This window comes from Arthrobacter sp. B2I5 (assembly GCF_030816735.1).
In the GTDB taxonomy this organism is placed as follows: domain Bacteria; phylum Actinomycetota; class Actinomycetes; order Actinomycetales; family Micrococcaceae; genus Arthrobacter.
The window spans coordinates 2,391,066-2,410,313 of sequence record NZ_JAUSYF010000001.1 but is presented as its reverse complement, the minus strand read 5'-3'; the positions used below and the strand labels follow the sequence as shown (position 1 = coordinate 2,410,313).

At 59.7% G+C, this 19,248-nt stretch carries 13 protein-coding genes and 1 pseudogene; 5 read left to right on the top strand and 9 right to left on the bottom strand.

The annotated features are described in order from the left end of the window. Positions 1-359 precede the first annotated feature (359 nt). The 3 genes from QFZ60_RS11370 to QFZ60_RS11360 form a co-directional block, all read right to left on the bottom strand. Positions 360-1,127 carry an enoyl-CoA hydratase/isomerase family protein gene (locus QFZ60_RS11370; RefSeq protein WP_307090593.1) on the bottom strand — a complete coding sequence of 256 codons (768 nt, stop codon included), beginning with the start codon at positions 1,125-1,127 and terminating at the stop codon, positions 360-362. Positions 1,128-1,175: 48 nt separating this feature from the next. Next, positions 1,176-2,345: a CaiB/BaiF CoA-transferase family protein gene (locus tag QFZ60_RS11365; RefSeq protein WP_307090592.1), complete on the bottom strand. Its 1,170-nt coding sequence runs from the start codon at positions 2,343-2,345 to the stop codon at positions 1,176-1,178. Between the two features lie 790 nt (positions 2,346-3,135). After that, positions 3,136-3,435, bottom strand: a complete 300-nt coding sequence (locus QFZ60_RS11360) for a hypothetical protein (protein WP_307090591.1) — start codon at positions 3,433-3,435, stop codon at positions 3,136-3,138. 965 nt (positions 3,436-4,400) lie between these two features. On the opposite strand from QFZ60_RS11360, the gene QFZ60_RS11355 reads away from it, so the two are divergent. Both QFZ60_RS11355 and QFZ60_RS11350 read left to right on the top strand, forming a co-directional pair. Continuing rightward, positions 4,401-5,483 (top strand): thiamine pyrophosphate-dependent dehydrogenase E1 component subunit alpha, encoded by a 1,083-nt coding sequence (locus tag QFZ60_RS11355; protein ID WP_307090590.1) that lies wholly within the window; start codon positions 4,401-4,403, stop codon positions 5,481-5,483. Next, positions 5,480-6,466 carry an alpha-ketoacid dehydrogenase subunit beta gene (locus QFZ60_RS11350; RefSeq protein WP_307090589.1) on the top strand — a complete coding sequence of 329 codons (987 nt, stop codon included), beginning with the start codon at positions 5,480-5,482 and terminating at the stop codon, positions 6,464-6,466. The genes QFZ60_RS11355 and QFZ60_RS11350 overlap by 4 nt, the downstream gene beginning before the upstream one ends. Before the next feature lie 888 nt (positions 6,467-7,354). Here the strand turns inward: QFZ60_RS11350 and QFZ60_RS11345 are convergent. From QFZ60_RS11345 to QFZ60_RS11325, 5 genes are all read right to left on the bottom strand, one after another. Beyond that, the gene (locus tag QFZ60_RS11345) at positions 7,355-9,310 is read right to left on the bottom strand and encodes an MFS transporter (RefSeq protein ID WP_307090588.1); all 1,956 of its coding nucleotides are present in this window, start codon (positions 9,308-9,310) and stop codon (positions 7,355-7,357) included. A gap of 149 nt (positions 9,311-9,459) precedes the next feature. Further along, positions 9,460-9,885 carry an aspartate 1-decarboxylase gene (panD, locus tag QFZ60_RS11340; protein WP_307090587.1) on the bottom strand — a complete coding sequence of 142 codons (426 nt, stop codon included), beginning with the start codon at positions 9,883-9,885 and terminating at the stop codon, positions 9,460-9,462. 587 nt (positions 9,886-10,472) lie between these two features. Continuing rightward, the gene (locus tag QFZ60_RS11335) at positions 10,473-10,898 is read right to left on the bottom strand and encodes a heme-binding protein (protein ID WP_113719797.1); all 426 of its coding nucleotides are present in this window, start codon (positions 10,896-10,898) and stop codon (positions 10,473-10,475) included. Positions 10,899-10,913: 15 nt separating this feature from the next. Next, positions 10,914-13,118, bottom strand: a complete 2,205-nt coding sequence (locus tag QFZ60_RS11330; protein ID WP_307090586.1) for a malate synthase G — start codon at positions 13,116-13,118, stop codon at positions 10,914-10,916. Further along, positions 13,115-14,596: an FAD-binding oxidoreductase gene (locus QFZ60_RS11325; protein ID WP_307090585.1), complete on the bottom strand. Its 1,482-nt coding sequence runs from the start codon at positions 14,594-14,596 to the stop codon at positions 13,115-13,117. The genes QFZ60_RS11330 and QFZ60_RS11325 overlap by 4 nt, the downstream gene beginning before the upstream one ends. 744 nt (positions 14,597-15,340) lie before the next feature. On the opposite strand from QFZ60_RS11325, the gene QFZ60_RS11320 reads away from it, so the two are divergent. Then, positions 15,341-15,898 carry a gamma carbonic anhydrase family protein gene (locus QFZ60_RS11320; RefSeq protein WP_307090584.1) on the top strand — a complete coding sequence of 186 codons (558 nt, stop codon included), beginning with the start codon at positions 15,341-15,343 and terminating at the stop codon, positions 15,896-15,898. A 139-nt stretch (positions 15,899-16,037) separates the two neighbouring features. Next, the gene (locus QFZ60_RS11315; protein ID WP_307090583.1) at positions 16,038-16,793 is read left to right on the top strand and encodes an IclR family transcriptional regulator; all 756 of its coding nucleotides are present in this window, start codon (positions 16,038-16,040) and stop codon (positions 16,791-16,793) included. A 36-nt stretch (positions 16,794-16,829) separates the two neighbouring features. On the opposite strand, the pseudogene QFZ60_RS21680 reads toward QFZ60_RS11315, so the two are convergent. Continuing rightward, positions 16,830-17,182, bottom strand: a pseudogene (locus tag QFZ60_RS21680) (recombinase family protein); the annotation flags it as partial. 319 nt (positions 17,183-17,501) lie between these two features. Here QFZ60_RS21680 and QFZ60_RS11310 point away from each other — a divergent pair. Then, a complete protein-coding gene (locus QFZ60_RS11310) occupies positions 17,502-19,148 on the top strand; it encodes an FAD-binding protein (RefSeq protein ID WP_307090582.1) in 1,647 nt (548 codons plus the stop codon). The last annotated feature ends 100 nt before the right edge of the window (positions 19,149-19,248 follow it).

Here is a 19,248-nt window from a genome sequence, read left to right as displayed (position 1 = left end):
CCAGCGATCTTGAGCGAGGTGGCTGAAAGTTTGAATTGGTTTGAAGTCTCAGGGGGTCCCATGACGGTCGCGCTGCCGCAACTATTTGATCAGTTGGCATATGTTCTGTCTCGCTCAATGATGGCGGTTGACAGTAATGCCAGTTTTATCCGTCCAGGGAACTGGTCGGATTACGGCACCCTAGGCACTACCAGTATTTTTGGGCAAAGGTGGCGTACGTTCATCGGAATTGTGTCTTTAGAATTGCAGAGTGGAAGCCGTTTCGGCATGGCGACCGTTAGCATGGAGTTGTTAGTTTGTTAGGCAAGCAGCGCTTCCTATGAATCAGCTCTAACAGCTTTGCGGATGACTCACGTGGGCTATCTATTTGAGGTGGCTGTCGACAGGTAGGACTGGGCTTTTCTTGGGTCCTCGTCAGCGTTCGCTAAGGCGTGCTGAAGCGCTTTCTGGGCGCCGGACAAGATCGTGTTTCTGTTTGTATCATTGGCGTTGTTGGTGAATCGCTTTGCACGCCTTAGAGAGTCCACATTTCCACCCATCCATCCGGTGAAAATATCTGCGATGCCTTCTTCCGCTTCCTGGATCGAGGCGCACAGGACGACATTATTGGCAAAGCTACTGATTTCCCTGCCGGAGAAGCGCTTGCCTTGCCACATCATTCGAGCTCCGGTCGCGGCATGCCCCGACGCGTCCAGAACCGCTATTGCATACACGGGAACAAGTCCGTGCAGCAGTTCAGGCAGCGCGAACCAGGCCCGTTCCGTTGAAAACACAAGATCTGAACTAAGAGCGAGAGCACATCCGAACGCTTGAGCCGCGCCGTCGACCAGCGCTACTGCTGGAATGCTCCGTGACAACCACTGCTCGGTGAAGTCGTGAATCGCAGCGCTGTAATCAGGGTCACGCCTACCGCGATCATCAGCTATGTCGCCGCCCATACAAAAAGTTTCGCGACTACTGCGAATGAGGAGCGCGCCGATGGAGGCATCGTTCTCCGCACGTCTTATTACTTCGGCCAGCTCACGATACATCGAAGCAGACAGGGCATTCCCGCGTTCGACCCGATCCAGAACTACCTCTAGAATCCGACCGTCTGCCTGCCTGGTGATCATCAGTCCGTCGGGCATGTCATGCTCCCTTCCCGAACCGAGCGGGTTGATCGCTTTCAATTGACATCAGACGATTCCCTTAAGTTCGAGGTCGGCGATCTGCTCGGCGGTGTAGCCCAGCTCAGTGAGGACGGTTGTGGTGTGTTCGCCCATGAGAGGGCCCGCGCTCCGGATGGAGCCAGGGTTCTCGCTGAACTTGGGCACTACTCCAGGCAATGTGACTGAGCCGAGTGTGGGATGACTGACTTCTACGAGCATGTCGCGTGCTGCATAGTGCTCATCCTTGAAGATGTCGGCGACGTCGTAGACAAGGGAGTGCGGGACCGAGAAGTCGTCCAGCCGCTTTTGCAGTTCTTCGCGGGTGTAAGTGCCGGTCCAAGCGCTGACCAGCTCGTTCATCTCGGTCCTCCGCGCTAGTCGTTCCCGGTTGGTCGAGTAGCGCGGGTCGGTGAGCATGTCAGGCCGGTCCATCGCTTCGGCGAGTCGGGCGAAGGTGCGCTCTGTGCTGGTGGTGATGACGACCCAGTGTCCGTCCTTTGCCTGATAAATTCCTGCAGGGCAAGAGGCTGCTAGCTCGTTGCCGGTGCGTTCTCGGACTGTGCCGAGCACGTCGTACTCGGCAACAACTACTTCAAGCATCCGGAAGATTGATTCGTACAGCGCGGCGTCGACTTCCTCGGCCGGCCCGCCCGACACCTTCAGTTGATATACGGCCGCCAGGGCACCTAGCGCGCCGAACATGCCGGTTAGGTAGTCCACCAGAGACACTGACGGCAATACCGGAGGACGGTCGGGGTACCCGTTGATATGAGCGTAACCACTGAATGCGGTCGCAGGGGTCCCGAAGCCTGCCTTACTCCCGAAGGGACCAGTCTGGCCGTAGCCCGAAATGCGTACCACGATCAGGTTGGGATTCGCCGCCCGCAGCCGGTCAATGCTAAGGCCCCACTTGTCCAAAGTGCCGGGCCGGAAGTTCTCGATGAGAATGTCCTGCTCGGCGAGAAGGCGGATGAGAACTTCTTGACCCTCCGACGATTTCAGGTCGAGAGTCATGCTTTGCTTGTTTCGAGCCGCTGCAGCCCAAGTAAGCGATGTGTCGCCCTGGAACGGACCGAGGGCGCGCAACGGATCGCCTACCCCTGGCATCTCGACCTTCAGCACAGTTGCTCCCATGTCGCCAAGCAATGCGGCGGCGAAAGGGCCGGCGAATACGGTGGCAATGTCCAGGACACGCATGCCGCTAAGTGGACCACTCATACAAATAGCTCCTAATAAGGGTTGGTTACGCGACTTGAATCTGTGATGTCGGCGGCGACTTGCAGATCCGTTCAAGCGCGTAATTTCAGGCCATTAGCGAGTCTGTTGGTTCCAGATCGACCTCGTGATATCCAAAAACCGACTGTTTCGAGGACCAAGCACCTTTTGTCACGGTGTCGTGTGGGCTTGGGACGAGAGAACCTCTCCGGTCGTCAGTTCCGAAGGGCGAACTGCATCAGAGCTTCGCTTACGTTGTTACCTGCTCTCTGGATCCAGAAGGTCCGATAGCATGGATAAACTGTGACCTAGAAGACACTAGCTGTCAAGAAGACCGCGGGATGACACCCATATAGCGTCTTTTTGGAGTAAAATTCTAGGCCCGCCGGCTGTGGGCGATTGCACACTGGTCTTACCGGTGGCTGCGCCAGAGGGCACACTGGTCTTACCGGTAGCTGTGCGAGTGCGTTATCGACCCGCTGGACACGGGGCTTGTCTGGACTTAACGAACTGTGGAGCGAAACCCCCGAGCTTGTGTTGGGATGCTCAGGGAGCCAGACAATTCCGAGATGGCGCGTAGCCGCAGAGCTCACAGGGGAGGCGCTGGGCGCTCCAACAGTGGCCCGGGTGGAGCCGACGGGCTACGACCCGCGTTACTGCTGAGCAGCTACTTCAGGGCTGGGATCCCCCGGAAGCACCACCGTGATCATCCGCGCTGAAGCTACGATTCCTGGCGTCATCGTGGGCCCACCTGGCCCTACCCGCAGTTGGACTAAGGCGGCGGCCCGCCGGCCCGGGCAAATAAGTGATATTGATGCATTTGGTCTGGGCCGCGGCGACCCGGAGCGCGCAAATCTTCGCTAGCTGGTCCACCAGCAGCAGGGCCCGTTCTGACAGCGAGGGAGGCGGTGATGGTGAGCAGCTCCGCGGCGTCCTGGGAAAATACCCTATCCAGCAGCGTCTTGCCGTTGCGATCCAACGCAACGGCGTGTTCTTTGATCAGGCCGCCTCCAGACACTCCGATGTGATGACAGTGCTTGGCCTGTCCTTCGGCGGCAAGTTCGGCATTCACGTTACGACCGAACCGGCCCGATGAAAGCTTCGGCCGGTACCGTCCTCACCCGCGATCGTCGGGCGCCTATCATGCCCCGGCGAAAGCACCCCGTGTAACCCGTTAACGGTGGGCCGGGACCAGCTGGCAGGGTGATTACTGGCGGCGGGCTCTCTTTGGCCTGCGGGTCCAACCACCCTCGGCCCCGCTTGAGGGCCTTTGGTCCGAATTTTCCAGCGAGGGTAAAGGCCGCGGGTGCCTGGCCAGACCACGCCGATGGGTGATCAGAAGGTGGCCCGCCCCCCTGCAGAGATGGCTCGTCGCAGGAATGCCGCGGAGCATCGCCCTGGCCGGGCCGCTACCGCACGCACCGCGATCAGAGTATTTGCTCATTTTCGGGAAAGGAACCGTGGCCTCGAAGTCCAATGTCGCACGCTTCCACTCGTAAAAATACACGCCAGCACACAAACTTAGACGCTTCCGTTCGAAGAGGCCCAACCGTCTCTTCCAGGTTCCGAAGTTGGGAATGTCGGAGTGCGCGAGTCACCTAATTCTGATGCAAGTTCGGCGGTGCCTGTACGGGCGTTCGCGTTGAGTCGTTTCGGCAGCTCCTAGTCGAGACCGTCGGTGCTAGTCGTTTAGTCCAGCTCCGCATGCGTCTTCGAGTTCGTTATGAACAGATCGCTCAGTTGCAAGGGAACAAGTTGACCACAACACGCCTTCTCTTCAGAGTTAGGTCAGCGATTCATTCAACGACAATCCGTCGGAAAACATTTTTAGGAGGGCGCCATGCTTGTGGCTTCGACTACCGGCCCCAGCACAGAACAGGGCGGCGTCTTAGATCTGACCGTGGCCCGGGTCGTGTCTGGCTGCACAGCGGCAACGGTACGGCTTCGCCCAGTCACGCGGCCCTTTGCCGCTGCGGGTTGTGCCGCACCAGCCCAAATGCTCCGGGCAGTCCAGCCCAAAGGAAAGGGAAGCAGTTCATGACGGACGAGCCGATCAGTCTGATAAGCCAGGACGGATCTATCCAAACGAATGAGGTGTTGAAGCTCGACGTCGGCACGGTCGATGGCCCGGGCCTGTATCGGGACATGGTGCTGGCGCGGAGGGTGGACACCGAAGCGATTGCTCTGCAGCGGCAGGGGGAGCTGGGCCTTTGGCCGTCCCTGTTGGGTCAGGAGGCCGCGCAGGTCGGGGCTGCCCGTGCACTACAACCAGGTGACATTGTTTTCCCTACTTACCGCGAGCATGCCGTGGCGTGGTGCCGTGGGGTGGATCCTGTGAATCTCCTGGGACTCTTCCGTGGCACGACCCTGGGGGGATGGGACCCAACAGCCAATAATTTCAATCTCTACACGCTGGTTATCGGTGCACAGACGCTGCATGCGGTTGGTTACGCCATGGGTATTGTCCGGGACGGCGACGTTGGCACCGGAGATCCGAACCGCGACCGGGCGGTGATGGTGTTCCTCGGTGACGGGGCGCTAAGCGAGGGCGAGACGAACGAAGCTTTCGTCTGGGCGGCAGCGCAGAACTTGCCGGTTGTATTCTTCTGCCAGAACAATCAATGGGCAATTTCCGCCCCGTACTCGGTCCAAAGCAGGGTTTCCGTCGCGCAGCGCGCAGAAGGTTTCGGCTTCCGGGGTGTCCGTGTGGACGGCAACGACGTCTTTGCCTGTCTGGCTGCAGCCAGGCAGGCTCTCGACAACGCGCGCAGTGGAAATGGTCCTACACTGATCGAGGCCCTCACCTACCGCCGCAACCCGCACACCACGTCGGACGATGACGGTCGATACCGCTCCGGCGCCGAAAACGACGAGTGGGCAGCCCTGGATCCGATTGATCGGTTCCGCCGCTATCTGGACTCCACTGGACAGATCGACGATGCCCTTCTGGACCAGATTGCCGACGAGGAAAGTCGTCTGGCAGAGCGGCTGCGGACCGGTTGCCGTAACCTGCCAAGCCCAGGTCCTGAGTCGCCCTTCCGGAATACCTACGTTGATCTGCCCGTAGAACTCGAACAGCAGATGGCAGAACACATCGAATTCGTGGAGGCAGGAGAATGAACCAGACGATAAGCAAGATGCCAATCGCGCACGCACTTAACCTCGGTTTGCGCCATGCAATGGAATCCGACGACAAAGTGATGCTCCTCGGTGAAGACATAGGGCAACTTGGCGGAGTCTTCCGAGTGACCGACGGCCTCCAGAAAACCTTTGGACCGCAGCGCGTGGTCGATTCACCGCTGGGGGAAGCCGGGATCGTTGGCGGCGCCATCGGACTCGCGATGGCAGGATACCGGCCGGTTTGCGAGATCCAGTTCGACGGGTTCGTCTTTCCCGCCATGAACCAGATCATTACCCAGCTGGCAAAATACCGGCACCGGTCAGAGGGGACAATCACTCTCCCCGTGGTGATCAGGATCCCGGTTGGCGGGGGCATCGGCGCCATTGAACATCATTCGGAATCGCCTGAGGCATACTTCGCCCACACGGCCGGGCTCAAGGTGGTCTGCCCGTCCTCACCGCAACAGGCCTACGATATGATCGGCCTCGCTGTCCGCAGCCCAGATCCTGTCATTTTCCTTGAACCAAAACGCCACTACTGGCTTAAAGGCGACGTGGATCCGAACAGGATGCCGCAGGCACTTGAGAAAGCCGAAATTGTCCGGGCGGGGAACGACTTAACGATCGTTACCTACGGAGCGTTGGTGCCCGTCGCCCTTAAAGTCGCAGAAATATGCGATCAAGAGGGTCGTAGCATTGAGGTTATCGACCTCCGGTCCCTGTCTCCGATCGATGACGCCACAATAATCAGGTCCGTAGAGCGTACCGGGCGGCTCCTTGTTGCCCACGAGGCATCGAGGACCGCAGGACTCGGAGCCGAAATTGCCTCCCGAATTCAGGAAACGGTCTTCCACTCGCTGTTGGCCCCAGTCGTCCGCGTCACCGGGTACGACACCCCTTATCCCCCCAGCCGTCTTGAGGAGGACTGGCTTCCGGGCCTGGACCGCATCCTCGATGGAGTCGACCGAAGTTTCGCCTACTAAGGACCTGAACCCAGCCACGGGGTCAAAAAGGTCTTCACCGCCCGATGTGTCACCAGGAGGTGACTGTTCGCCTTCCCCCAACCCGTAACAGTAAGAGCGTGGTGGCCTGGTGTCCCTGAGAAGCAGCTGCAGCAGGCATTGTGCAATCGCGGGGTTACTGGCGTCCACGGACTCGCCGTTCAAACGGATGAGTTCAGGTGAAGAGGTGGATTCTAATGTGCTCAGCAGAAGCGCCGGCTCCGGTGGAGTTCATAGCGGGCTTCGTCGGCAACGAGGGGCTCGGCTGCCATCCCGCAGCCCGGGGCTCATGATGAGCGACGGACTGCCCGCATAGGGTTGCGAGGTAGGCAGACTCACGTAACACGACTGGACGACGCCCCGCACCATGAAAGTTGCGGAGGAAGACTCCGATCCCTCATGCTGAGCCCAAGGCCAACATTATGTAGGCAGCTGGGCCAAACAGTGATCCTCAACTGGAGCGCGCCTCCGCAGGGATTTCATGGGCTTACTGGTTGTGTCGCAAACAGCCGTTGCATAGAAGGACTATTGACGTGCTAGGTGTGCTTTTTAGTGGGCTGCTGCCGTGCAGGTGTCGATTTACGTTTGGACGGTAGCGCCGAAGTCTGCCCCCAACTCGTGAAAATTCCAAGCCGTCAAAGAAATTCGCCCGGTTCCTGCATTCCTCGTTCCCGGTCATTACTGCACAAGGGTTCGGCCGAGTGTGGCCGGTGGGACGCCCAGCTCGGTAAGCTGCGGCCCGTGGGGCCGGGCGACAGTAAAAGCTTTTCCGTGGAATGGAGCAGTTTCATGACCAGGGAGGGGGAAACGCCAGCGTCCGCCGAGATGTCACCTACCGCGGAGCTGACCGTTAAATCGTGGCTGGGCTGTTCACCCTCCCACCTCTTTGCCGGAACACCTCTGCACAGCCGGAACGTCAAAATCTACGCGCATGGAACGGGTATCCACGCTGATCTTCTGCGCCATGGCTACGCGAGTCCCGGAACTATGCATGGTTACTACGTAGCGGCCGGCGAGTGGGAGCGGGAAGGCATACCCGCCGTCGTCGTCCGTTCGGGTGGTGCCCAGATGCCCACCGCCGGCTTCGAGGAGTGTTATCACCGCGTCGGCTACTGTCCCACTGTTGTCGTTGACCGTCCCGGTAATCTCTAGCCGCTCCTGGAGCAGGAAGTCTTGCTGGAGGGTGCGTCCGTCGACCTCAAAGACCGCGGCCATGGGCGACCAGCCAGCGGCGTTGGCTACCATCAGGTACTCGCCGGCGTGGGGGAGGGCGACTGAGTAGTTGCCTTCAGCGTCCACGCGGCTCCAGTCGACTTGTTCTCCGCTGGTTTTCAGGACGGTGACGACGGCGGGTGTGAGGGGCTGGTGGTCCGGTGCCAGGACGCGTCCTTGCAGTACGAGTTCAACAGCGCCGACGTCGGACAAGGGCGCACGGGGGATAAGGACCGCGAACAGCGCCGATGCTGCCGCCGCCAGCGCTGCTATCCAGAAGATGTCCTTGAATGCTTCGAAGGACGGCAGGCGAGTGCCGTCGACCGTCATGGTGACCGAGGTGAAGACGGCGGCAATTGCCGCGCTTGATGTCGAAGTTCCTATGGCACGGACCAGGCTGTTTAGACCATTCGCGGACGCGGTCTCGGTGATGGGTACGGCACCCATGATGAGGGTGGGCATGGCCGCGTAAGCGATAGCTGTGCCGATGCCCACGACAGTGGAACCGACGATCACCCAGGGTATGGAGTCGTAGAAGAACACGCGGCCCACGTAGCCCACGACCATCACAGAGGCGCCAGCCATGAGGGCAATCTTGCCGCCGAAGATCCGGATAATACGACCGGACAGTGGTGCGAATACCACCATGGCCAACCCGGAGGGGATCATGCACAGGCCAGCCGCAATTACGCTGAGTTCGAAACCATAGCCTGTGGCAGTGGGTAGTTGGAGTTGCTGGGTAGTGAGTAGCATGTTGGCAAACATCGCGAAGCCGATGAGCAGCGAGGCGAGGTTGGTGAACAGAACAGGCCGGAAGGCGGATGTTCGAAGGTCAACCATCGGCTGGCTGACTTTTAGTTCGTACGGCACCCAGACTGCCAGCAGTATGGCGGCTGCAAGGAACAGCAATAGGACTTGCTCAGACCCCCAGCCCCAGGAACCGCCCTTTGAGATAGCCAACAACATCGCGGTCAGCGCAGCCGACAGCACCAACGCTCCTGTGTAATCGAAGGTCCCGGACGTGCGGACCTTCGATTCAGGGATTACCAGCACCACGGCAAGGAGCAGCAGGAAACCTGCTGCAGCCGAGACCCAGAAAATCCAGGCCCACCCCAAGCTCTCGTACAGTATCCCCGCCAAGGGAAGGCCCATGGCGCTGCCAATGCCCAAGGTGGCGCTCATCAGGGCCACGGATGAGCCCATCTTCTCCTTGGGCAGTTCATCCCGCATGATGCTGATTCCCACCGGGATCAGGGCCGTGGCGAAGCCCTGAAGTGCCCGCCCAATGACCAGCCACACGAAGGAGCCGCCCACCGCTGCCAGCACCGACCCCGCGACCATAGTGGCTAGGCACACCACCATCATCTTGCGCTTGCCGTACATATCCGCGCTGCGGGAAACAATCGGTGTTGCCACGGCACTGGTGAGCAACGTGGCGGTCACCAGCCAGGAGGCGTCGTCGGATGTCACCTTCAGGATGCCAGGGAAATCGGGAAGGAGCGGAACTACCAGCGTCTGCATGAGGGCGACAACCGTGCCGCTGAGTGCCAGGACTGCGGTGACTGCGGCAGGGGACTGACGTCGCTGTGGCCTTGGCGCGGGAGACTGGGGCATAAGGTCCTCCTGAAATCCGGGGGGGGAGGGGACGGCAAGCGTATAAGTGCTTGTTTGCAACGCGTAAGCACCAGCCACCCCCATTCGCACTCTTAGCAAGGGTTTCGCCTGTGCGCGCAGTTGGGATAGTCCTACCGCGCACGGTGCGATTAGATTGCGGAGATGATAAGGGCATGTGGCGGGCGTAGGAGCCCGGGCGTGAGACCCTCCGCGGGGTCGTTGCCAATCTGGATCATCCTGTTGTTCTCGTCTACGTGGACTACCCGGGGCTCATAGGCTTTGGCTTCCCCGGTGGTCATTTCGGCGTAGGTGATCAGGATGACGATGTCGTTTTCCTGTACCAAATGGGCGGCCGGGCCATTGATGCCGATCACGCCCGAGCCTCGTTCGCCGGCAATAGTGTAAGTCTCCAGTCGGGCGCCATTGGTTACGTCCACGATGGCCACAAGCTCACCAGGAAGGATGTCGGCAGCATCGAGGAGGTCAAGGTCAACGGTAACTGAGCCTACATAGTGCAGGTCAGCGTGCGTGACTGTTGCCCGGTGAATTTTGGACTTGAACATTGTTCTATTCATAGGAAGCTCCAGCATTTGGGTCGTAGAGCCGCTCGGCGGCGGTATTCGGCAAAAAGCATCCCGTTGCAGACCTGCCGAACTCCTACTGATTGCTCTCGGGCCCCCCCGGGGGCATGAAATGTGTGAAAACCTGGTTTCCGTCGAAACGGAAAATCATCTGCCGCGACGAGGCTCCGTCCGCGGAAATCCAAAGAAGCGTCTCATCTGGCATGACGACCTCCACGGTTCCTTTGCGTACCAGCTTCCCGTTATTCCAGATTTCTACACGCTGCCCGACTGTACGTTGCCAATTTGATTGCAGGTGAAGGTCCATCGTTTACTCCTGAATATACGCGGCTCAGATTGGGGCAGCTGTACTGGGTCATTTGGCGAGCCTGCAATGAGGTGTCATGCGTTGCGATAGTTGATGATCCCGGTGACCATCGACACCCCACCGCAGAAATTGTGGCTACAGGGATTGCAGGTAAACGACACCCTGCCGGGCCCGTGGTACACGCTGAGAGGTGGCCAAAGAGCCGCTAGTGGCGGCGCCACCCGTAGCAGCCAGGGCAATTCTTGTGCCAACCGGCAGGTATGAGCAGCAAGGATCAGGTCGCCGCTAGGGTGCTGCCCAAAGCTTCCAGCACTGCAGAGCCGATCTCGGCGTCCTGGTCAGGCGTCCCGCCCGCGACACCAAGGCCACCTACGTGCTTTCCCGTGAACACCAAGGGGAATCCCCCACGAATGTTGGTCAGGAGGTTATCGGTGCCCATCGGAAGGGCAAGGGCGAAGTCTCCCTGCATCCAGCCGCTGGGCCTCCGAGAGGAAGCCGCCGTATTGGCTTTCCTTCGGCTGGTCTCCACGCTGTGAGGCATAGAACCGTCCGCCCGGCCGAAAGCAACAAGGCCCATCATCGGGTCGACAACTGTGGCTGCTACCAGGACACCGCGCTTTTCCCCCTCTTCAAGGGCCAAGACAACGGCCCTGGCGGCCGCCGCGTAGCTTACCGACAGTGATTCAACATAGTTCTGCATGAGGTTCCTTGAGGTCTATGACTTAGCCGCATGGAGGGCTACTGAGCGGGTGACGCGTTTTTGCTCACGTCGTCGTTTGTGCAGGAGGGGTTCGGTGTAGCCGTTTGGCTGTTGAGCCCCTTGGAACACCAGGTCAGCAGCGCACTGGAACGCGATGCTGTCCTCGAAGTTGGAAGACATAGGGCGGTACGAGGGGTCCTTCGAGTTCTGTGCGTCTACAACACCGGCCATCCGCATCATGCTTTCATGCACATCCTGCTCGCTCACCACTCCATGACGGAGCCAATTGGCGATGTGTTGACTTGATATGCGCAGGGTAGCCCGGTCCTCCATAAGTGCAACGTCATGAATGTCCGGCACCTTTGAGCATCCCACTCCTTGGTCGACCCAGCGGACGACATATCCGAGCAGCGACTGCATGTTGTTATCTAGTTCTTCCTGGCGCTCGGCTGCCGACCATGACGGATTAGCCGCGATGGGGAGAGTAAGGAGTCCCTCAAGAGTGCCGCGGCGGCCCTGAGTGGCGATGTCCTGCTGCCGGGCAGGAACATCTACACGGTGGTAATGGATGGCGTGAAGAGTCGCTGCCGTGGGTGAGGGGACCCAAGCAGTGGCGGCGCCGGCCAAGGGGTGAGCAATCTTTTGCTCAAGCATTGCAGCCATGAGGTCAGGCATCGCCCACATGCCTTTGCCGATCTGGCCGTGGCCGGGCAGCCCCACTTCGACGCCGACATCGACGTTTTGATCCTCATAGGCGGAGATCCATGCTTGACTGCGCATGTCAGCCTTACGGACGAAGGGCCCGGCCTCCATGGACGTGTGTATTTCGTCACCGGACCTGTCCAGGAAACCGGTGTTGATGAATACCAGTCTTTCCTTGGCTTCCGCTATGCAGGCCTTCAGGTTGACTGTGGTCCGCCTCTCCTCGTCCATGAGGCCGAGCTTAAGCGTGTTCGATGGCAGTTGGAGAAGTTCCTCCACGCGACGGAAGAGTTCCACTGTGAAAGCCACTTCGGCCGGGCCGTGCATTTTCGGTTTGACGATGTAAATGGAGCCTTGGGACCCGTTTCGCAGGGGGTTGGAGGGGTCCCGACCGGGCAGCGCGGTTAGCGTGGTGAGGACGGCGTCCAGGATGCCCTCGCCGATCTCATTTCCCTGGATATCGAGTACGGCATCGGAGCTCATGAGGTGGCCGACGTTCCGGACGAAGATGAGTGACCGTCCCGGCACCGTTACATCTTCCGCGCCATTTGGAGATGTGTAATGCCGATCGTTTGCCAGCCGCCGAGTCATCACTTCACCTCCCTTTGTGAAGGTGTCTGCGAGGTCGCCGCGATTGATTCCGAGCCAATTGCGGTAGCAGACGATTTTATCCTCGGCGTCCACGGCGGAAACGGAATCCTCGAAGTCCATGATCGTCGTAATGGCGGATTCGAGGAGCACGTCGGAGATGCCTGCCGGGTCCGTCTGTCCTACCTGTGTGGCAGGGTCGATAGTGATCTCGACGTGGAGTCCATGGTGGCGCAGAAGAATTGCCGATGGCGAGCTGGCCTCACCTCGGTATCCGGCGAGCAATTCAGACTGAATCAGACTGCTAAAGGTGCCGTCAGCCAGTTTCACCGTCAAGATGCCGTCGCGTACCGTGTATCCCACTGAATAGGCGTGTCGCCCTTCGTTCAGCGGAAAGAACTCGTCCAATAGCTCGCGCACATATGAAACCACCAGCTTGCCGCGTGCCGGATCGAATTCCTTCACTCCCGTTGCCGGGCCCAAGGCATCGGTGCCGTACAGCGCGTCATAAAGTGAGCCCCACCGCGCGTTTGCGGCGTTTAGTGCATAGCGGGCGTTCGAAATGGGCACAATCAGCTGGGGTCCTGCCACGCGGGCAATCTCCTCATCCACTCCGTGAGTGTGTACTTGTACGTCTTCGGGTTCGGGAAGGATGTAACCGATGTTCTGGAGGAAGGATCGGTACTCATGTTGATCAAATGGAACTGGGTGCAGTGCGTGCCAGCCGTCAATCTCGGCTTGGAGTTCATCGCGCCGGGCGAGTAGCTCACGGTTTCGGGGCGCCAAGTCCTGAACAATTTGTTCAAGACCACTCCAAAAGTCTGCCGCTTCGATGCCCGAGCCCGGAAGTGCCTCCTCCTCGACAAAACAGTGCAAAGCTGCGTCGACGGAGAGCCCTCCGCTTTGGATGCGTCCTTCCTGGTCCATCATGAATGTCCTTTCTTCGCAGCCAGGCCGGCAGTACCTGACGCAGCAAAAATGGTTCCAGGGTTGAGGATTCCTGCTGGATCCAAAGCCCGCTTTACATTGTGTGAGATTTCAAGGAGGTCTTCTCCGATCTGATCAACGAGCCAGGGCCGTTTGAGTCGGCCTACGCCGTGCTCGCCGGTGATGGTGCCTTCCAGTTCTATGGCCAGGTCCATTACCTCACCGTAGGCGAGGTATGCGCGCTCCTTCATGGCGGCGTCGTCCGGGTTGAAAACAATCAGCGGATGCGTGTTTCCGTCACCCGCGTGGGCAATGAATGCGATGACCACATCCCGGGCTTCAGCGATCTTCTCTACTCCGAGAATTAGTTCTCCCAGTCGGGGGATGGCTACGCCCACGTCCTCGAGGAGTAACGTGCCCAAACGTTCGACGGAAGGGATCGCGATTCGCCGGGCGTGGGCAAACCGCTCACCTTCCTGTTGGTCTGTGACTTCAAATGCCTCGAACGCGCCGTGCTGTTGGAAGGCTGCCAGCATGGTCGTGACCTCGGCCCCGCTAGGGCTTTGATCATCAGAGCGCGCTACGACAAGGGCGGACGCGTGGCGGTGCAAGCCCATATCCAGCACGTCTTCAACGGCGTTGATGGACGTCGCATCCATGTACTCCAGCATTGATGGGCGGATGCTCGAGGCGACCTCAAGGATTGCGGCTGCAGCATCCCCGCTGCTGGAGAACCATCCAACTACTGTCCGCGCGGGAGGCGCTGCCGGAAGGAGCCGCAAGGTGAGTTCCGTGATAATGCCCAGTGTTCCCTCGCTGCCGACAAAGAGCTTGAGCATGGACAGTCCCGCGACGTCCTTAAGCCGCGGTCCGCCAATGCGTACGACCCGGCCGTCAGCCGTGACCACTTCCATGCCCAAGATGTAGTCAGAGGTGACACCGTATTTGACGCAGCACAGGCCGCCGGCGTTGGTCGCGGCGTTGCCGCCGATGGTGCAGATCTCGTAGGACGCGGGGTCTGGCGGGTACCACAGTCCTGCCTGAGCGGCTGCCGCCTTAACCTCAGCGTTGAGAAGTCCCGGCTGAACCACCGCAGTGCGGGTGACTGCGTCCACATTGATGCTGCGCATCCGCTCGGTACTCAACACTATTCCGTCACTTACAGCGGTTGCCCCTCCGGATAGACCAGTCCCGGCCCCCCTGGGCACGACGGGAATCCGATGTTTGGCCGCCCACTGCATTGTGACCTGGACGTGCTCGGTGGTCAGGGGAAGCACAACAGCAATCGGCATACCAGCATTGGGATCGAAGGCGCGATCCTGTTGGTACGGCCCCATGGCTGTCGGATCCGTGATTAGGGCTTCGGGCGGCAGTACCGCACCGAGTTCATGGATGGGCTCACCGGCGCTACCTTGTTCATCGGTAACTCCAAGTGGAGAACTTTGCAACTCCGCCTCCCGCTCAATGGCTGGGTATGACATGTCGTCGCTCCTTTTCAATCATAGTTAGGTCGAGAGAGTTCCTGAGGTCACTCACCGCGCTGCTCTCGTCGACGGCAGCGCTCCATTCACTCGGACCGCTGCCCGCACATCAGGAGTTACGTCCGTATGCGGACAAGATTCGAGGGTGTTAGTTCACCCCTGCCAGTTCCAAGGCCGCTCAACGTGGGTTTTGTAAAGCCGGTTTCAGGCCGGGTGATTGGCAAGTCCCCAGAGCCGGAGCGGAGCTGCTCCGAGCATTCACTACGCTGGTTCCCGCCGCAACGTCACCATGTCTCAACAGAGGCCCCACCAGCCGACGCTTCCAACATCCAGCTTCAGGGCTGTTGGTTCGGCGATCATGAAGCGACGATATTTTCGCGTCCGGTGTTCCGTAGTCTGTGCGCCTACGTAGGGGGCGAAATTCGGTTGCTGGTAGAAATATCTTGTGGTCTAGTGCCGTCTCGAGGCCTGCGGTTCGAAGCTCCAAGACGGGCACCTCCTAGGTTGGATCATCGGCTGTCTAATGAATGAATTGCTGCACTAACTTTGAGCAACACGTGTGATTTGGTCAATTCGTTTTATCGCAACTGATCAATCTGACAGTCATAGTGGCATAGATCATGTGTTGATCTGAACGAAATGATTAGCATCGATCCCCTCCACTACCTGTGCGGCGAGACTGGCTGCCAGAAGGTACTAGGGTGGTGCCTTATCCCACACCTGCAGCCCTTTGGAGAACCCATCATGAGCACTAACGTCATCACCATAAATGGCCGAACGCCGCGTCTCGCTGCCGGCACTTGGATCGCCCCGACCGCCACCGTGGTCGGCGATGTCAGCCTAGGGCAGGCGTCGGGAGTCTTCTACGGTGCTGTGTTGCGCGCGGACATGGAAAACATCACGATCGGATCCGGCAGCAACATCCAGGACACAGCCGTCGTCCACGCAGATCCCGGATACCCCGCTCACTTGGGCGACCAGGTCAGCGTGGGTCATGGAGCGGTCCTGCACGGCTGCACCGTGGAAGCGGGCTCGCTCATCGGCATGAACGCGACCGTTCTCAATGGCGCAGTTATTGGGAAGGGGTCACTCGTAGCCGCTAACGCATTGGTGCTGGAAGGCACTGTTGTTCCTGCGGGTTCCCTCGTGGCGGGTGTACCCGCCAAAGTGCGCAGACCCCTTACGCCTGGGGAAATCGAGCATTGCCGGGCGAACGCCGAAAACTACAAGGCGCTCACTAGTCAACATCTCGAAGCAACCGGCAAAATTCATGCTTCTGCCCATGATTCCCATGGACTCTGATGCACCAATCCAACATGTCGGAGGCGGGCCCTTGCCTGAACAGCTACGGCGCTCTCGCGCCTCACGCTGCACTATCTCGGCGTGCGGACGGCGCCTGAAGCGATGCCCTGGTCGCTGACGAGTCGCAGGAGACAGTCTCATGGCTGAGAAATCCCCCGGAGGCGTGCAGTCTGTTGAGCGCGTTTTTGAGTTGTTGGAACTGATTACGGATGCAGGCGGCGACGTCATGCTCAGCCAGCTCTCCTTATCGACCGATCTTCCGCTACCCACCATCCACCGTCTCCTGCGTACGCTGGTCACTCTCGGCTACATCCGACGGCTTCCCCACCGCCGCTACGCCCTGGGACCCCGGTTGATCAGGCTCGGCGAAGTAGCAAACAAGCAGTTGGGCGCCATAGCCGGGACGCAGCTAAAATCCCTCGTGGATCAGCTCGGGGAGACCTCCAACATGGCCGTGCTCGATTCGGACATGGTTATCTACGTAGCCCAAGTTCCCTCCCGGCATTCCATGAGGATGTTTACTGAGGTCGGACGCCGTGCCCACGCCCACGACACGGGCGTCGGCAAAGCCATCCTGGCCCAGCTTGATGACGAGGTGGTCCGCGGCATCGTGCAACGCACCGGCATGCCCACTCCGACTTCCAAGAGCATCGGCGATGTCGAATCCCTCCTGGCAGACTTGGGCAGGATCCGGGAACGCGGCTACTCCATTGACGAGGAAGAGCAGGAGCTGGGCGTGCGCTGCTTTGCCATGGCAGTTCCCGATGCACCTACTCCTGCCGCCATCTCGGTCTCCGGGCCGGTGTCCCGCGTGGACCAGTCATTCGCCGGGCGTGCCGTCCCGATGCTGCGCGAGGCCGCCCAGGCCATCTCGAACGAGCTCAACCGCAACTGACCGTGCCGGCGCAACGGCCCGACCTCTGCGTTGACGTCACTGGCGAGGCAGGTACTGTAAAACGGTCTTTCGGCTGGTCCTCTGTACGCGGGCACGGGCGACCTTAGGAACGCCGCTGTCGGCGCGCCGGGCCAGTTCGCCGGCATGCTCCGGTGAAGGGGTCTTCTTTCGTCCCTTGTACGCACCGCGCTGCTTCCCAGCGCAATCCCTTCCCGTCGCCGCTCCCTGATCAGGGACTGGCCGAACTCCGTAAAAGCCCCCACGTCCGAGGGCGTGACGTTGGCGATGGGGGAGTCCTCCCCGGTGACGACCAAGCTTTCTTTGTCGAACTCCGCCCGGACTCGTTTTCGAGTGCGACCCTGTACCAGAGCACGCAAGTGGTCTAGGTCGGGGTGAGCCTAGGCCCTCCCCGGCGGTTTTCTTACGCCGATATGAATTTCAATTAAGTAAACATCGGGTCCAGGAGGGGCCGGTACACACCGCGCCCGCTTCTGCCGCGTCAGCCTTGGGCGAGATTCCGTTTCATTAGCGGCCGCTCTATGGTGCTCTCAGACTTCACCCTCACGGTCGGAGGGGAAGACACCCGAGGGGCAATGCACCACACCTCGCAGATTGGGTGTTGACGCGTGTCAAATTGGACTGTTAGCGTTTCTTCCATTCCTTGCCCGGCTTGTGTGGGGGCTTCGATCCGATGAGGGAGACGAAAGCATGACGAGAACGGGCTGTGCTGAATACGACGTCATTGTCGTCGGACTTGGAGCTGCAGGAGTGGCCGCTGCCATTGAAGCGTCAGACGCTGGAGCACGCGTACTGGCTATAGACCGAGCATACGGGGGCGGTGCAACGGCACTCTCCGGCGGCATAGTTTACGCTGGCGGTGGTACAGCACAGCAGGCAGCCGCGGGAGTCACCGACGACCCGGACAACATGTTCCGTTACCTCGTGCAAGAGGTCCGGGGCGCGGTATCCGAGCCCACCCTGAGGAACTTCTGCGACGAGAGTGTCAGGATGATCGAGTGGCTCGAACGTGTGGGCGCCTCGTTCGAGCCGTCCCTCGCCCCGCATAAAACTTCGTACCCCACGGACCGGCACTATCTCTACTACTCGGGCAACGAGAAAGCCCACCCGTATATAGAGCATGCCCGGCCGGCCCCACGCGGCCACCGACAGGTAGCAAAAGGCCTCGACTCCGGGAAGGTCCTGTTCAGCAGATTGCTGGCAACCGCCATCCACAAGGGAGTGACAGTCTTGCCCCACACCAGGGTCGATGAGCTGATTGTCGAGGAAGGCGCGGTTGTTGGCGTCCGTTACAGGACCGTGCAAGAAATGAACCTGCCAAAGAACTATCAGCGTCGCAGGCTGCTTGCTGACAAGCTGGGCAACTGGGCACCCGGGATCGGCGCCAAGCTAGCAAGGAAGCTCGAGGCGGAATGGCAAGACCTCGCACAGCCAGGGGAAGCGCGAGCCGGAAGCATTGTGCTTGCCGGCGGTGGTTTCGTTCGAAACCGACAGTGGATGGAACAGTGGGCCGGTCCCTACCGGGACGTATCACCCTTGGGCACCAGCAGCGATGACGGTGGAGCCATCTCCCTCGGAATCACCGCCGGCGGCGTCGTCCAGCATATGGATCGTTTAACTGCCTGGCGCTTTATCACGCCGACAAGCGCCATGACCGAAGGCGTAATTGTTGACGGCGTCGGGTACCGCATCGCCAATGAGGACCTCTATGGGGCAACTTTCGCTGACCAGATGGTACGCAAGCATGAAGGAAAGGGCTGGCTCATTCTCGACGCGGAACAATGGCGAAAAGCGCGCAGGCAAATCCGGCATCAGACGAACGCGTTCCAACTCGCCCAGCTGCTCTATCTATACACTGTCGGGCACCGCAAAAGCCGAAGTCTTACTGCTCTTGCGCGCAAGACAGCAATCCCATTCCATACCCTTGAGTCAACAGTCAACGCCTACAACTCTGGCGTTCTGTACGGCAAAGGAGATCCAGCAAAAAAGGCTTCAGAGTTGTCCTCTGCCATACGCTCGAAGCCATACTTCGCCATCAATGTTTCCATTAAGAACTCCCCGTTCTACCCCGCCCCTGGACTGACCCTGGGCGGGCTCAAGGTCGACGAGGTAACAGGAAATGTGGTTGACATTGATGGAGAGCCCATCGAAGGATTATTCGCCGCGGGCCGGACGGCCGTTGGGGTGTGCTCCGTTGGCTATATCAGCGGACTTTCCCTGGCCGACTGTTTCTTTTCGGGTCGGCGGGCAGGCCGGTCCGCGGCTGGAATCAACCGGGTCGACAAAGAAGTTCGCCTCCAACCGTCAGTAGCGGAACCTAATCTGACGAGGCATTGATCCTGCGGAAGCCCTTTGAGACTACAGCCTTGAGATGGAGGCGCCTTGTCCAATGAGTGCCTTGGAGGTCTACAAAAGCCTTCGCTGCGCCGGGCTCGTA

Bases quoted from the DNA above. Each gene is read 5' to 3' on its own strand.
- QFZ60_RS11370 (WP_307090593.1), bottom strand. From the start codon at position 1,127: ATGCCCGACGGACTGATGATCACCAGGCAGGCAGACGGTCGGATTCTA.
- QFZ60_RS11365 (WP_307090592.1), bottom strand. From the start codon at position 2,345: ATGCGTGTCCTGGACATTGCCACCGTATTCGCCGGCCCTTTCGCCGCC.
- QFZ60_RS11355 (WP_307090590.1), top strand. From the start codon at position 4,401: ATGACGGACGAGCCGATCAGTCTGATAAGCCAGGACGGATCTATCCAA.
- QFZ60_RS11350 (WP_307090589.1), top strand. From the start codon at position 5,480: ATGAACCAGACGATAAGCAAGATGCCAATCGCGCACGCACTTAACCTC.
- QFZ60_RS11345 (WP_307090588.1), bottom strand. From the start codon at position 9,310: ATGCCCCAGTCTCCCGCGCCAAGGCCACAGCGACGTCAGTCCCCTGCC.
- panD (WP_307090587.1), bottom strand. From the start codon at position 9,885: ATGAATAGAACAATGTTCAAGTCCAAAATTCACCGGGCAACAGTCACG.
- QFZ60_RS11335 (WP_113719797.1), bottom strand. From the start codon at position 10,898: ATGCAGAACTATGTTGAATCACTGTCGGTAAGCTACGCGGCGGCCGCC.
- QFZ60_RS11330 (WP_307090586.1), bottom strand. From the start codon at position 13,118: ATGATGGACCAGGAAGGACGCATCCAAAGCGGAGGGCTCTCCGTCGAC.
- QFZ60_RS11325 (WP_307090585.1), bottom strand. From the start codon at position 14,596: ATGTCATACCCAGCCATTGAGCGGGAGGCGGAGTTGCAAAGTTCTCCA.
- QFZ60_RS11320 (WP_307090584.1), top strand. From the start codon at position 15,341: ATGAGCACTAACGTCATCACCATAAATGGCCGAACGCCGCGTCTCGCT.
- QFZ60_RS11315 (WP_307090583.1), top strand. From the start codon at position 16,038: ATGGCTGAGAAATCCCCCGGAGGCGTGCAGTCTGTTGAGCGCGTTTTT.
- QFZ60_RS11310 (WP_307090582.1), top strand. From the start codon at position 17,502: ATGACGAGAACGGGCTGTGCTGAATACGACGTCATTGTCGTCGGACTT.